Raw genomic sequence first — 14561 nt, forward strand, 5'->3', positions numbered from 1 at the left:
TCCGGCGCTCAACCGATCCATATCTAGCCGTCGGCGGCGGGCAGCCAGCGCGCCAGGGTGTTGTAGAGGACGTCACTCTTGAAGGGCTTGGCGATGTAGTCGTCCATGCCGGCCTCCAGGCAGGTCTCACGGTCGCGCTCCATGGCGTTGGCGGTCATGGCAATGACGGGCACACGCGGGCCGCCCTGCGCCTGCTCGCGCTCGCGCAGCGCGCGGGTGGCGGACAGGCCGTCGAGCACGGGCATCTGCACGTCCATTAGCACCAGGTCCCAGCCGCCCTTGGCGAGCCGCGCGAGCGCCGCCTCGCCGTTGTCGGCGAGGTCGGCGCTCAGGCCTGCCTTGCCGAGCATGGATAGCGCCACCTGCTGGTTCACCGGGTTGTCCTCTACCAGCAGCACCCGTCCGGTAAGCGGCGGGCGCGACGTCGCCACCGGCGGCGCCTTGGCGTAGGCGGGCGTAGCGCCATAGAGCACTTGGTAGAGGGCATCGCGCAGCACGCCGTAGCGAATGGGCTTGGCGACGCGCATCGCACAGGGGTCGGCGCCTGCCTGTGGCTCCGCAACCGCCGCCGAGCTCAACAGCAACAGGGGCAGCTCGCGCCAGCTGGATTCGGCATGGATGGCCCGTGCCAGCGCATCGCCGTCGAGTCCCGGCATGGCCAGATCCAGCAGCGCCAAGTCGAAGTGGTCACCGGCTTCGGCGGCGGCGCGCAGCGCGGCCAGCGCCGTGTCGGCGTCGCTGGCGAGCACGCAGTCCATGCCCCAGCCGTGCAGATAGTGCTTCAGGATCTTGCGGTTAGTGTCGTTGTCGTCCACCACCAGAGCACGGCGTCCATCCAGGCCGGCGCCGCCGGGCCCTTCTGCGCCCACCGGCTGGAGCTCGAAAGGCAAGCGCACCCTAAACACCGTCCCCTGGCCCAGAGCACTCTCCACCTCGATGTCGCCGCCCATGAGCCGGGTCAGGCGCTTGGTGATCGCCAGCCCGAGCCCGCTGCCCCCGAAGCGCCGGGTCATGGAGCCGTCGGCCTGGCGAAAGGGCTCGAACAGCCGCGCCTGCTGCTCGGCGGTCATGCCGATGCCGCTGTCGCGAACCTCGAGCTCCAACCGCACCCAGCCCTCCGCTTGCTCGATCTCACGCACTCTGAGGGCCACCTCGCCGCGCTCGGTAAACTTGACGGCATTGCCCATGAGGTTCGAGAGGATCTGCCGCAACCGCGTCTGATCGCCGAAGACCCGGGTCGGCAGCTCCGGCGGTACGAAGCAGGTAAGCTCGAATTCGGCATGCTGCACATTGGCGGTGAACAGTGCGGTGACGTCCTCCGCGAGGGCGCGGACATCGAAGGGCACCGACTCCAGATCCAGCTTCCCCGCCTCGATCTTGGAGAAGTCGAGGATGGCGTTGATGACAGTGAGCAGACTCTCGCTGGAGGTGCGCGCCACCTCGACAAAGCCGCGCTGGCGGCCATCCAGATCGGACTGCCCGAGCAGCTCGATCATGCCCAGCACGCCGTTCATGGGCGTACGGATCTCGTGGCTCATGTTCGCGACGAACTCGCTCTTGGCGACGCTCGCGCTCTCCGCCTGCTCCTTGGCTGCGGCCAGCTCCTCGGCGATGCGCCGGCGCTCTTCCACTTCCTCCCTCAGCCGGGCGTTCAGGGCCCGAACCTGCTCGGACTCTTCGGTGAGATCCGCCACCAGATCGGCGTTGGCATAGCGCAGCTCCAGTGCCCGCCGCACGGTACGGTGGTGCGCGCGGGCCGTCAGCAGCATGAACACCCCGAAGATCGCCACGAGCACGCCAAAGGTGAGCGCGAGCTCCCCGCCGATGAGCGCCATGCGCAGCCCCAGCGGCAACAGCGCACCGATGAGGTACAGGGTATAGCTGGAAAGACAGGGCGAGAGGCTCGGAATGGCGCCCGCCGCCATGCCGGCGATGACGAAGGACAGGAAGACCTCGTCCGTGAACCCGGGCCAGGGCAGCACATAGGCCGACAGCCCCCACGCCAGGCCGGTGGCGGCGGCACCGGCCGTGAAGAGCGCGGACCAGGCGCCGGTGGTCAGCGCCAGCCGGCGGCGCCGGTGCCAAAGCACCAGCAGTGCGCGCAGGAGCAGGACCGCGAGCAGGGCGCCGAGCCAGGGCAAAACCAGCGGTGACGGGTAGAAATAAGCCACGGCGGTGGCGACGATGCCGCCGTTGACGGCAGAGACCACGAGCCCGGTGGGCGCCTGACTGTAGAGCAGGCGCACCAGGTCGGCCTGCACCCGCCCATGCGACTCCGCAACCGTCGACGCCACCGACCGGGATTGCGGGACTGCGCGCGAGGTCACCACATCAGGTCATCCGGGACCTCGAAACCGGCGTAGGGATCATCCGGGTCGGCCTCGCCCGGCTTGTTCCAGACCACCAGGATCGCCGGGTCGGTCTGCTCGGTCCGCTCCGCCACCATGGCCGGCACGATCTCGTAGAAGTCGTCGTGGCGGACGATGGCGAGCTCTCCGCCGGCGATGGCCTTTTGCTGGTCGGCGGTTACATAGAGGCGCTTCAGGGCCGAGCCGTCAGTGAAGTTGTAGGCGACATCGCCGCCGTCACGCGACAAGCGGTTGTCGCGGACCAGGTGCCACAGGGCGACGAGCTCCGCCTTGCGCTGGCGATCGGCCTCGCGCTCGCGGTTCAGCTCCTGGTCACGGCGGCGCTTCTCGGCCGCCGCCTGCTCGGCAGCCGCGCGGCGCTCGGCATCGGCGGGCGCACGCCCCCCGCCGGCGCGCTTTTGCTTGCGCTTCTTGCTCTTCGCCTGCTTCAGCTGTTGCTCGTCGACGAGCCCCGACTTGAGCAGCTGGTCCTGCAGCGAGTTGGCCATGTCGTCTGCCTCCAAAACCACGGCCGACGGCGGAGGTCGGTGACATGCCCGTCCCGCCGAAGAAAGTTTCGCCGATTGTAGCTCAGCACTGCCGCGGCTTGTGGACTCCATGCTGTTGTGCGAGCCGCACCGGCAGTAGAATCACGGCCTGCCGGGCAAGCTCGCGGCGCATTGCCCATGGCATAACGGCCATTGGCACCTCTCGAGCCGAGATGCCTTACAGACTGCTACACCCACGGAGACCAGCGACTATGCAGCCCCTTCCAGTCCGTCTGCTCGCCACCGGCCTCATCGGCCTGTTCCCCGCGCTCGGGGCAGCACCGGCGGCGGCCGGTGGCGTCGGCTTCGTCGACATGGAGCGGGTCTTCGCGCAGAGTCCCCAGGGCCAGGCCGTGCAGCAACGCCTCAACGAAGAGTTCGGGGATGAGCAGCAGGCGTTCGCCCGGCGCGAGCAGGAGATTCGCCAGATGCAGGCCCGGCTCGAGCGCGACAAGCCGCTGATGAGCAAGGCGCAGCTAGAGAAGAAAGAGACCGAGATCAAGACCCTGATCGAGGCGTTCGAGGAGGACTTCGCCGCCGTGCAGGAGCAGGTTGCCAAGATCCAGCAGGAAGAAGGACAGAAGCTCATGGAGCCGGCGCAGGACGCCATCGCTGCCGTCGCCGAAGAGCGCGATATTTCGGCGGTCTTCGAGGTTGGCACCTTCGATCCGAACCGCGCCGGCATGCTCTATTTCGAGGAAGGCGCCGAAGTCGACCTCACCCAGGCCGTCATCGACGCCTTGAACGCGGATTGACGCCGGCTACGGCAGCCGTCGCTGCTCGCGAAGCCCCCGGCCTGACGCCTCGTCAGCGGCCTGCCCGGGGTCGCCTGTGGTGCAGAACGAACACTTCCATAACCCAGGTCATCCCCGCGCCCTGCTGCGTGGCCTTGGTGACATGAGCGGTGGTTTACAATGGAGTGGCAGGCTCGTTGCATCGGCGCATCGGGCGCCGTGACGAAGCCTGCGCACCTATGCCCATGCGCACACTGACCCGGCAACGGTGTGCGCGCAAGGGACCTGAGCCCGCTCCCGGGGCAACCACAAGCGCCAACCCCGGCGCGCTGCTGCGGAGGACGATGACCCGATGCTCGGCGAAACACATGACCTTTTCCACGAGTTCCCTGAGCTGGAAGGCCAGATCGAAACCTTGCGCGAATCCAACACGGCATTCGCAGAGCTGATGGATCAGTATGACGATCTGGACGCCCGCGTGCGCAAGCTCGAGGAGCTCGGCACACCGGTGGCGGATGAGACCATCGAAGATCTGAAAAAAGAGCGCCTGCTGCTCAAGGACAAGCTCTACGAGCTGCTGCGCCCCTGAAGCCCACTCCGGGCACATCGCGGCGGCCCGATCGAGCCCGGACAAACCACGACAGGACGACCCAGGCCGCAGATTCTGGACTCGGGTCCTGATCATGGATCGAGCGCCGCTCCCAGCCGCCGGCGCTGTCGCCCATGGCCGCGCAGCGCAGGCGACCGGCAATTTGGCAAAGCCTTTGTGGACTCGGATGCGACGGCTCGTTTCGGCACCGCCCGACCGTCGGCCCGTCCACAGCTCGGCGCTCCCGGCAGCCATCGTGACCTAGCGGGAGCCCGCCCCGGCGGACCTGAGCCCAGCCCGACCGGCAGGCCCCAAAAGCCCGCTCACGCCGCCTGCCGGGCCAAGCCCGGCGTGCAGGCCACGCCCGCCGCCACCGCGCCAAGCGCTTGATCCTCGTCGCCACGCGTCCATCTGACCGGCAGTCGCGGGCCGCCCGCACGCCAGGCCCACCCCGCCGCCAGCCCAGAGCTCGTCTTCATGCCCCGACAAGGCCCCGCCGCCGACACTGTCAACGACAGCCCCGAGCGCGCCCGCTCCCGCCACTTGAGCCCGCTGTTGCGCCTACTGCGCTTCACCTGGCCCTACCGCGGCCGGCTGCTGCTGGCGCTGATCGCACTGGTACTGGCTGCGGTGGCCCTGCTGGCCTTCGGCCAGGTGATCCGGGCCGTCGTCGACCGCGGCCTCGCCGCCGACTCGCCCCAGGCGCTGAACCTGGCGTTGGGTCTGTTTCTCGGCGTCGTCCTGGTGTTCGCGGCGTCGGTGGCCATGCGCAGCTACCTGCTCAATTGGATCGGCGAGCGGGTGGTCGCCGATATCCGTCGGGCCGTGTACACCCACGCGCTGGCGCTGGACGTGGGCTTCTACGAAACCACCCGCACCGGCGAGCTCATCGCGCGGCTCACCAGCGACACGGCACTGCTTCAGGTGGTGGTGGGCTCGACGCTGGCCATGGGGCTGCGCAGCGCCATCCTCGCCCTCGGCGGCCTGGTGATGCTCGCGGTCACCAGCCCCAAGCTCACGGCGCTAGTGCTGCTCGGGATCCCCCTGGTCATCCTGCCCACCTGGCTCATCGGGCACCGGGTCAGGCGCCTCTCGCGCCAGAGCCAGGACCGCATCGGGGACATCGGCGCCTATGTGGACGAGACCCTGCACGCCATCCGCACCGTTCAGGCGAGCTGCCACGAGCCCCTGGATGCGGAACGTTACGGCGCCCGCGTGGAGGAAGCATTCACCACCGCCATGCAGCGCTCGGTCGCCTCGGCGCTGTTGGCCGGCGTGGCCAGTCTGCTCGCCTTCGGCGCAATCGGCACAGTGCTCTGGATCGGCGGCCATGCGGTGCTGGCCGGCGAGATCAGCGGCGGGGAGCTGTCCGCCTTTCTGTTCTATGCGGTGCTGATGGCCGGGTCCGTCGGGTCCCTCAGCGAAATCGTCGGGCAGTTGCTGCGCGGCGCCGGGGCGGCGGAGCGGCTCATGGAGCTGCTGGAGACCGCGCCCGCCATCCAGCCACCGCCGCGGCCGAGCGCACTGCCCCGGCGCGTCGCCGGCAGCATTCGCGCCGAGCGCCTGACCTTCCGTTACCCGGCGCGCCCGGAGACACCGGCATTGGCGAACGTGGAGCTGGATATCGCCCCGGGCGAGCGCGTGGCCCTGGTGGGCCCGTCGGGCGCCGGCAAATCCACGCTCTTCCACCTGCTGCTGCGCTTCTATGATCCGCAGCAGGGCCGACTCACCTTCGACGGCGTGGATCTGCGCACACTGGACCCGTCGGCGCTGCGCCGGCACATCGCCGTGGTCCCCCAGGACCCGGTCATCTTCGGCGCCTCCGCCGCCGAAAACATCCGCTATGGCACGGAGAGCGCCGGCGACGCCCAGGTGCATGCGGCGGCCGCTGCGGCCCATGCGGACGTGTTCATCCAGCGCCTGCCGCAGGGCTACGACACCTTCCTTGGCGAGCGCGGGGTGCGCCTCTCCGGCGGCGAGCGCCAACGCATCGCCATCGCCCGGGCCATCCTGCGCGACCCGGCGCTGCTGCTGCTGGACGAGGCCACCAGCGCCCTCGACGCCGAGAGCGAGCGCCTGGTGCAGGACGCCCTCTCCCACCTGATGATCGGACGCACCAGCGTGGTCATTGCCCACCGGCTCGCCACCGTGCGCGAGGCCGATCGCATCCTGGTGCTCGATCATGGGCGCATCGTCGCCCAGGGGCGCCACGCCCAGCTGCTGGCCCAGGGCGGGCTCTACGCCCGGCTCGCGGCGCTGCAGTTCCAAGACCTGCCCGCCGCGGCTGTGGGTTGAGCGACCCGATGGGCTGAGCTGCGCAGCGACGGCAGGGCTTCGGCGCCGGCGCCGCGCCCTCCAAACGTGGGAGCGGCATCCTTGCCACGATCCCCACTGCGCGACCCGCCGTCGCGGCCAGAGGCCGCTCCCACAGCGGCTTCGGTCGTGGGAGCGGCATCCTTGCCGCGACCCGCCCTGGAGCAGTCTGTACATTCAGTGCATGGCGGCATGCATTGACTGCATGCCGCACGCACGACTAGTCAGCTGCCCGAGCCTGCGGAGACCAACGCACGATTCTGTTCCAATTGGTTTTTCGAGGTCTCGCCCAAATCGGCACGCACCTTGATTGACAACGGCTGCCTTACCCTCAACACAGGAGCAACCAATGTCTGTCTTCAAACGCCTCTCCGCCACGCTGTCCGCCCGGGTGGACCAGCTGGTGGGCGAGATGGAGAATCATGACGCGGTGGTCGCCGCCGGCATCGACGACGCCCGGCGTGCCTATGCCACCGCCAAGGTCCGGGCCGAGCGTTTGCGCCAAGACGGCGAGCGCCTACGCGAGCGCCTCGCCGGCCTGCGTGCGGATGCCGAGCACTGGCGCCGCCGCGCCGCCGGCTGCGACGAGGAGGCCCGCGGGCTCGAATGCCTGCGCCGGGCCAAGCGTGCCGCCGCGGAGGCCGATGCACTGACGCGCACCCTGTCCCAGCACGACGCGACCGCCGGGCGGCTCGCCGCCGAGGTGGACGGCCTGCGCCGCCGCGTGGAAGCCCTGGAGCACCGCCGCCGGCTCATGCGCAGCCGCGCCGCCACTGCCGACGCCGCTGCCAAGGCCGCCGACCTGGCCGCGGCGCCGGGCGTCGACCTGGACGACAGCTTCGAGCGCTGGGAGATCCGGATCACCGCAAACGAGCTGCGCGCCGAGGCCGTCGCCGTCGGCGATGACGACGGCTTCGCCGCCGCCTTCGAGGCGCACGAGGAGGATGCGGCGCTCAGGGCCGAGCTCGCCGCGCTGAAGGGCGCCGCAGGCAACGCCGCCGGCGCGCCCCGGGAGGAGGACGACCATGCGCGCTGATCCCGCCACCGACGACCTGACGCTGGACTGGCCGGCGGCACCCGGTTCCGCAGGGCCCGAGTACCGACGCGCCCCTGCGCCCGGCAACGCCGAGCGCACCCGCGCCGAGGCGAAAGCACAGCCGGCGGTGCCCGCCAAGGAGCCCGCCGCAGAGCCCGCCTTGGCGGAGACCGGTCTGCCCCTGTCGGCGCTGCTGCGCGGGCTCGGCGCCGCGGTGGTCACCGCCGCCTTCGTACTGTACCTGTTCCAGGGCTGGCGCGGCGGCGACGACCTGACGCGCGCCCTGCTGCTGCTCGGCCACACCGTCGCCCTGACGGCGGCGGGCTTCGGCCTCGGCCATTGGCTGCGGGAGCCCCGCGGCGCCCGGCTGTTCATCGCGCTGGCGCTGGCGGCGATGCCGGTGAGCTTCGCCTTCCTCGGCGGGCTGCTCTATGGCCACATCGGCGGGGCCCAGCCGAGCCCGGCCGCCGCCGGCTTCTGGCAGTCGAGCCCGGGCGGCGCCCTGGGCTTGGGTCCGGTGCTGCTGCTGACGCTCGCCGCGACGGCGGTGCTGACACTGGCCATCGGCATCGGCTTCCGGGTGCTGGCGCGGCGCTCCGCGCGGGCGCTGACGGCCCTCTACGCCCTGGGCAATCTGGCCCTGCTGGTGCCGGTGCGCGAGGGGCCCGCGGTGCCGGTGCTGCTGCTCGGGCTCGGGGCGCTGCTCGCCGCGGCGGCCGTGCAGGTCCGCCGGAACGACGCCTCGCTGGCGACGGCAGAGGGCCGCTTCGCACGCTTGGCGCTGGCGCTGCCGGTGCTGCTCATCGCCGGTCGCAGTCTCTGGCTCTATGCCCCGGACGCCCTGTTCTTCGCCGTGCTGGCGCTGCTGGGGTACGGGGTACTGCGACAGGCCATCGACGCCGGCGCCCGTTGGCCGCAGCTCCTGGAAACCGCCGCAGCCGCCATGGCCTGCGCCGCCGCGGGCAGTGTGCTGCTGGTGCTGGTGCCGCTGACCGGCGTCGCCGACGCCGCCAAGCTGCCGCTGGCGGCCCTGGTGCTCGCCGGGCTGCTGCTGGACCTCGGCAACCGGCCCATCCATGCCCGACCCGCCCATCGCAGCGCGGCCGCGGCCCTGATCGCGAGCGTGATGGCGCTGAACCTGCTGGCCCACGGCGGCCTCGGCCCGGCGGCAGGCGCCGTCGCCGCCGGCATCGGCGCACTGGCTGCGGGCTACGGCCTGCGCCACCGGGCGCTCTTCCTGCTGGGCATTGCCGTCGCCCTGCTCGGTCTCGGCTACGCCGGCGAGGCGATGCTGGCGCGCTTCACCGTCGGCACCTGGACCCTGCTGGTGCTGCTGGGCAGCGCGAGCATCGTCGCGGGCTCCGTGGTGGAGCGTCATGGCGCTGCCCTCCGGGCCTTGCTGGCGCGCGGCAGACAGCACTTCAAAGCCGGCGCCTGAGCCGGCAGCAGGCCGCGGCGGGCAGGGACCGGCCCGCCGCCGGCAAATGGAGCTCATGCAAGGCTGTGGCAGCTCGAAACCGCTTCCGAAACCGACCCCGATTGCTCAACACCATTGCCAACGGCCTCCGGACTCCGGCGCCTGTGTACCGGAGCCGATGGCCCAGCGGTCCGAACAAGGGCCGCAAGCACTGCCTCAAGACCCGTCCCCATTCGGCAGCGTCCGGCTCGCGGTACGCTGCTTGGTGTCCGCGGACTTGTCGGCTGCGGCTTGCTTTGGCGCGGCGGTCTTCTTGGCAGCAGCTGTCTTCTTGGCAGAAGTTTTCGGGGCAGAAGTTTTCGGGGCAGCAGTTTTCGGGGCAGCAGCCTTCCGGGCAGCCGTGGTCTTCTTGGCCGCCACCCGCTTCTTGGCAGGCGTCTTCTTGGTCGTCGCTTTCTTGGTCGTCGCTTTTTGGGCGGCGGCCTTCTGCGTGCTCTGCCGCTTCGCCGCGGGCGCCGCATCGGGCTGCACCGCCGCGGAGCCGGCGGGGGCCACCGTCGAGGACTGCTGTGCGGCCGCACTCTGCTCCCAACGCCGAGCTGCAACCGGTCCGGCCGAACCGGGCGCGGCCTGTGCAGCACCGTCGAGGCCGCCGGCTGAGCCGGGTCCGCCACTGGAGGGCGTCCCACCGCCGCGTGGCGGCCCGGACTCGGGACTGGACGGGCCGGAACGCTGCCCGCCGCGCAAGCGGCCTCGTATCAGCCGCGCGAGGGCTGACATCAAACTGCCCAGCGCGCCAGCCAGCCAGATGACGGCGGTGATCAGCGCGCTCCACAGGTGCAGCCATAGCGGGGTGCCGGTGCGCCGCGGCCGGGACGCGCCGCCGGGGGTACCCTCGATCTCGGCATAGCGCCCGGAGAGCTCGATCTCGCCGCTCTCCGCCTCTTGGAGGTAGAAGTGCTTGCGCAGGCTGATGCAGCCGAGGGGGATGACGATCACCGCCATCAGCGTCGCCACGCCCGCGCCGAAGAAGAGGCTCACCGCCATGCCCTGGAAGATCGGGTCCTGGATGATGGCCCAGGCGCCGGCCATGAGCGTCAGCGACGTGATCAGGATGGGGCGCATGCGGATCTCCGCGCCGTCCACCGCCGCCTCGCGCACGCTCTTGCCCTTGGCCACCTCCATCTTCACGAACTCCACGATGAGGATGGACTGACGCACGATGATGCCGCCCAGGGCGATGAGCCCGATCATGGAGGTGGCGGTGAACTCGGCCCCCATGACGAGGTGCCCGGGCACGATGCCGATGAGCGTCAGCGGGATGGGCGACATGATGAGCCCCGCCAGGGCGAAATCGCGGAACTCCCAGACGATGAGCCCGTAGATCAGCAGCAGCGCGGCGATGAAGGCGAGCCCCATGTCGCGGAAGGTCTCGTAGGTGACCGTCCACTCGCCGCTCCACTCGAAGCCCGACTCCGAGTCGTCGGCGGGCGGCCCGATCAGGCCCCCGGGCATGCCGGTCATTGTGATGCCGTCCGGCGTGGTGTAGTCCGCGAGCAGGTCTTCGACGCCGAGCATGCCGTAGATGGGCGCGCCCAGGCGCCCCTCCATCTCGCCCACCACGTATTCCATGGGCCGCAGATCCTTGTGGTAGATGATCGGGTCTTCGCTGCGCTTGACGAAGCGCCCGAGCTCCGACAGGGGCACCGTCTCCCCGCCCGGCGCGCTGATGGGCAGGCTCCCCAGGGTGTTCAGCTCCGCGCGATTGGCGAGGGGCACCTGGAGCACGATGTAGGTTGGCTCCTGCACGGTGCCGCGCTTGACGTCGCCGATGGTGTAGCCGCCCATGGCCATGGCCAGGGCCTGATTGATGGCATCCACGGAGATGCCCCGGCGCACCGCCTTCTCGGTGTCCACCTCGAAGCGCCAGTAGTCGTAGGGCTCGGCGAGGTAATTGTCCACGTCGACGATGCTGTCGACCTCCTCGAACATCTGCGTCATGTCCTGCGCGACTTGGCGGCGCACCTCGGCGCTCGGGCCGTAGATCTCGGCCACCACGGTCTGCAGCACCGGCGGGCCGGGGGGCATCTCCACCACCGCGATGCGCGCGCCCAGATGCTCCGCCAAGGGCGTCAGCAGCTCGCGCGCGGCGACGGCGATCTCGTGGCTGCCGCGCTTGCGCGCCTGCTTGTCCTTGAGCATGACCAGCAGGTCCCCCTCCCAAGGGTTGGCGCGCAGGTAGTAGTGGCGGACCATGCCGTTGAAGTTGAACGGCTGGGCCGTGCCGGCGTAGGTCTGCACCGCCTCCACCTCCGGGATCTCGCGGACCTTCTTGGCCAGCTCCTGGACGGCATTGGCGGTCTCCGGCAGCGCGGTGCCCTCCGGCATGTTGACGACGACACTGAACTCCGGCTTGTTGTCGAAGGGCAGCATCTTCACCGGCACCGTCTTGGTGTAGAAGAGCAGACAGACGCCGGCGGTGATGGCGATGATGCCGACCAGAAAGATCCGGCCCAGACTGCGGCTCTCGATGAGCGGCATCACCAGCGGGCGGTAGAAGCGCCCGATGACCCGGCGGGTGACCTCCTCGCGCCGCTCCGCCTTGCGCAGCGCCGCCATCCGCGGGCGTACCCGCAGCGCAAACCAGGGCGTGAACACGAAGGCCGCGATCAACGAGAAGAACATCGCCGAGGAGCCCAGCACCGGAATCGGGCGCATGTAGGGGCCCATCAGGCCGCTGACCCAGCCCATGGGCAGCAATGCGGCGATGATGGTGAAGGTGGCGAGGATGGTTGGATTGCCCACCTCGTCCACCGCATGCACGGCCTCGGCGATGGACGTCTTGCCCACCTCCAGCCAGTGCCGGAAGATGTTCTCCACCACCACGGTGGCGTCGTCCACCAGGATGCCGATGGCGAAGATCAGTGCGAACAGGCTCACCCGGTCGATGGTGTAGTCCACCACCATGGCCCACCAGATGGTGAGCAGGATGACCACCGGGATCACGGTGATGACCACGAAGGCCGCCCGCGCGCCGAGGCCGATGAGGCACAGGATGGAGACGATCACCGCCGCCTCGAACATGGCCTTCAGCAGCTCGTTGACCTTGTCGTTGGCGGTCTTGCCGTAGTTGCGGGTGATCTCGACCTGGACATTGGTGGGGATCAGCGTCCCCTTCAGGCTCTCCAGCTTGTCGAGCACCGCATCGGCGACGACGACACCGTTGGTCTTCTCCTTCTTGGCGATGGCCAGGGTCACCGCCTGGGCGCCGTCGGCGGGTGCGTCGCCCTGATAAGCGGGCCCGGTGGAGTGGGTGACGATCTCTTCGGCATCCTCCGGCATGTGCCCGACCATGGCGACGTCGCGCACATAGATGGGCCGCCCGCCGCGGGTGCCCACCACCAGGCGGGAGACATCGTCTGCCGTGCGCAGGAAGGCGCCGGAGTAGACCTTGAAGGCGGAGCCCCTGGACTCGCTCTGTCCCGTCGCCCGCTCGGCATTGGCGCTCTGGATGGTGCCGGCGATCTGATCGAGCGTGACGCCGTAGCCGGCGAGGCGCTCCATCAGCACCTCGACGCGGATCTGCTCTTCGCGCCCGCCGACCACGAAGCCCTTGCCGGTGTCCTTGACGGCGCCGAGCTCCTGCAGCACGTCCAGCGCCAGGGTGCGCAGCTGGGCGTCGCCCACGTCTTCCGACCACAGGGTGGCCGTCACCACCGGCACGTCGTCGACGCTCACCGGCTTCACCAGCGGCATCTGCACGTCCGGCGGCATCTTGTCCAGGTTGGACTGGAGCTTGTCGTGGACCTTGACGATGGACTCGCCCATGTCCTCGCCGACGTAGAAGCGCACGGTGACCACGGCGGAGCCCCGCTGGCTGGCGGAGTAGACGTGCCGCACCCCGGGGATCTCCATCATGATCCGCTCCAGGGGCTCGGTGACCATGCTCTCCACCTGCTGGGCGGAGGCCCCCGGATACTGCACGAAGAGGTCGATCATCGGCACGGAGATCTGTGGATCTTCCTGCCGCGGCGTGAAGAACAGGCCGATCAGACCAATGCACAGACACCCCAGCAGCAGCATGGGCGTGACCGGGGTGTTGATGAAGGCCCGGGCAATACGCCCGGAGAGCCCTAGCGGCTTGGCTCGCGATCCTTGTTCCGGGAGATCGGTGTCGTCGTCGATCGGGGGTCTAGTACTGTCGCCGGCCATGGGCTGGTTTATGACTCTCTGCGCAAAGGGTTCTGCCAGAAGCCAACGCCCTGATGCTGCCTCGCGCGTTGGACGCCAGCCGTCAATTTAGACCATTAAACCTGAGTATTACAAAGGGCAGGGAGACCAATGCTCCGCTGCGGCACCCGGGTGCAGGGCGAGCGCATATAAACTAGCGCTGAAACATGTATCTGAGGCATCCTTCGAGAAACTGTGTTAGGAGTTTCTCGTGTCTGCCAGCATCCTTGAGCATTTCGCGCCGGTTCCGGACTTCCGCATTGAGCGCAACAAGCTCTATCCGCTGCCGGAAATCCTCCTATTGGTCGTCAGCGGGGTGCTCAGCGGCGCCGACGGCTGGGAGGCGATTGAGCAGTTCGGCCAGTCCAAGCTCGACTGGTTGCGCAGGTTCGCGCCCTTCAGCGCTGGGATTCCATCGCATGATTGCATTGCCTACGTGATCTCGGGCCTGTCCCCGAAGGCGTTTCAGGAGTGCTTCGTGAGCTGGACGCGGGCTGTGTCGGAGGCGACCGGCGGCGAGCTGATCGCGGTCGACGGCAAGACGGCGCGTGGCTCGCGCGATCGGCGCCGCGGCAAGTCCGCGCTGCACATGGTCAGTGCTTGGGGCTGCCACAACCGGTTGGTGCTGGGGCAAGAGGCGACGGCGGAGAAGTCCAACGAGATCACGGCCATTCCCAAACTGCTGGAGTTGCTGGAACTCAAAGGCTGCATCGTGAGCATCGACGCCATGGGCTGCCAGACCAAAATTGCCGAACAAATCGACGACCAAGGTGCCGACTACGTGCTCGGGCTCAAAGGCAACCAGGGCACCCTGCATGACGAGGTGGAGGACTTCTTCGCCACGGCGCGGGCCGGCGACTTCGCTGGTGTCGCCCATGATTACATCGAGGAAACCGACAAAGATCACGGGCGTTTGGAAGTGCGCCGGTACTGGATCACCGAGGAACTCGGCACGTTGTCCGAAGCGTCGCGTTGGCGTGCACTGCGCAGCATCGGCCTCGTCGAGCGCGAGTGTTGGAGCGGCGATGAGTATTCAATCGAGCAGCGCCTGTTCATCAACTCCATCCGCGCCGACGCCAAGCGCTTCGCCCACGCCGTGCGCGGCCACTGGGGCGTCGAGAACCGGCTGCACTGGCGCCTGGACGTCATCTTCAACGAAGATGCGAGCCGCATCCGCAGAGGCAACGCACCGGCGATCATGACCGCAATCCGCCATCTGTGCATGAACCTGTTCGAGCAGGAGCCCTCGAAGCGGCGGCTCTCGCAGAAACGCCGCGAGGCCGCTTGGAACGACGGCTACCGCGCCAAGGTGCTCTTCGGCTGATGGTTTTTATGCGCTGACCCTG

Annotated in this window: 9 protein-coding genes; 6 read left to right on the plus strand and 3 right to left on the minus strand. The window is 69.1% G+C overall.

The genetic code is table 11. The features are described from left to right. Window positions 1-23: 23 nt before the first annotated feature. The gene (locus CKO31_RS15230) at window positions 24-2261 is read right to left on the minus strand and encodes a response regulator (RefSeq protein WP_322789153.1); all 2238 of its coding nucleotides are present in this window, start codon (window positions 2259-2261) and stop codon (window positions 24-26) included. A gap of 62 nt (window positions 2262-2323) precedes the next feature. Further along, complete coding sequence (locus CKO31_RS15235) at window positions 2324-2857, minus strand: DUF2058 domain-containing protein (RefSeq protein WP_200239151.1); 534 nt, start codon at window positions 2855-2857, stop codon at window positions 2324-2326. A 251-nt stretch (window positions 2858-3108) separates the two neighbouring features. Here CKO31_RS15235 and CKO31_RS15240 point away from each other — a divergent pair, with 251 nt between their 5' ends. The 5 genes from CKO31_RS15240 (at window position 3109) to CKO31_RS15260 (ending at window position 9006) form a co-directional block, all read left to right on the plus strand. Further along, complete coding sequence (locus tag CKO31_RS15240; RefSeq protein WP_200239153.1) at window positions 3109-3651, plus strand: OmpH/Skp family outer membrane protein; 543 nt, start codon at window positions 3109-3111, stop codon at window positions 3649-3651. A gap of 331 nt (window positions 3652-3982) precedes the next feature. After that, window positions 3983-4219 carry an HP1242/YdcH family protein gene (locus CKO31_RS15245; RefSeq protein WP_200239155.1) on the plus strand — a complete coding sequence of 79 codons (237 nt, stop codon included), beginning with the start codon at window positions 3983-3985 and terminating at the stop codon, window positions 4217-4219. A gap of 477 nt (window positions 4220-4696) precedes the next feature. Next, the gene (locus CKO31_RS15250; protein ID WP_200239157.1) at window positions 4697-6514 is read left to right on the plus strand and encodes an ABC transporter transmembrane domain-containing protein; all 1818 of its coding nucleotides are present in this window, start codon (window positions 4697-4699) and stop codon (window positions 6512-6514) included. A gap of 367 nt (window positions 6515-6881) precedes the next feature. Next, window positions 6882-7568 carry a PspA/IM30 family protein gene (locus CKO31_RS15255; protein WP_200239160.1) on the plus strand — a complete coding sequence of 229 codons (687 nt, stop codon included), beginning with the start codon at window positions 6882-6884 and terminating at the stop codon, window positions 7566-7568. Next, window positions 7558-9006 carry a hypothetical protein gene (locus CKO31_RS15260; protein ID WP_200239162.1) on the plus strand — a complete coding sequence of 483 codons (1449 nt, stop codon included), beginning with the start codon at window positions 7558-7560 and terminating at the stop codon, window positions 9004-9006. Before CKO31_RS15255 ends, CKO31_RS15260 begins: the two co-directional genes overlap by 11 nt. 195 nt (window positions 9007-9201) lie before the next feature. On the opposite strand, the gene CKO31_RS15265 is transcribed toward CKO31_RS15260, so the two are convergent. Next, a complete protein-coding gene (locus tag CKO31_RS15265; protein ID WP_200239165.1) occupies window positions 9202-13197 on the minus strand; it encodes an efflux RND transporter permease subunit in 3996 nt (1331 codons plus the stop codon). A gap of 229 nt (window positions 13198-13426) precedes the next feature. Between CKO31_RS15265 and CKO31_RS15270 the strand changes: the two genes are divergently transcribed. Then, complete coding sequence (locus CKO31_RS15270; RefSeq protein WP_322789154.1) at window positions 13427-14539, plus strand: ISAs1 family transposase; 1113 nt, start codon at window positions 13427-13429, stop codon at window positions 14537-14539. The last annotated feature ends 22 nt before the right edge of the window (window positions 14540-14561 follow it).

The organism is Thiohalocapsa halophila (assembly GCF_016583825.1).
GTDB lineage: Bacteria > Pseudomonadota > Gammaproteobacteria > Chromatiales > Chromatiaceae > Thiohalocapsa > Thiohalocapsa halophila.

What these genes read in the sequence shown, in the direction of transcription:
- CKO31_RS15245 (WP_200239155.1), top strand. Translation starts at nt 3,983, where the DNA reads ATGCTCGGCGAAACACATGACCTTTTCCACGAGTTCCCTGAGCTGGAA.
- CKO31_RS15265 (WP_200239165.1), bottom strand. Translation starts at nt 13,197, where the DNA reads ATGGCCGGCGACAGTACTAGACCCCCGATCGACGACGACACCGATCTC.
- CKO31_RS15255 (WP_200239160.1), top strand. Translation starts at nt 6,882, where the DNA reads ATGTCTGTCTTCAAACGCCTCTCCGCCACGCTGTCCGCCCGGGTGGAC.
- CKO31_RS15240 (WP_200239153.1), top strand. Translation starts at nt 3,109, where the DNA reads ATGCAGCCCCTTCCAGTCCGTCTGCTCGCCACCGGCCTCATCGGCCTG.
- CKO31_RS15250 (WP_200239157.1), top strand. Translation starts at nt 4,697, where the DNA reads ATGCCCCGACAAGGCCCCGCCGCCGACACTGTCAACGACAGCCCCGAG.
- CKO31_RS15260 (WP_200239162.1), top strand. Translation starts at nt 7,558, where the DNA reads ATGCGCGCTGATCCCGCCACCGACGACCTGACGCTGGACTGGCCGGCG.
- CKO31_RS15235 (WP_200239151.1), bottom strand. Translation starts at nt 2,857, where the DNA reads ATGGCCAACTCGCTGCAGGACCAGCTGCTCAAGTCGGGGCTCGTCGAC.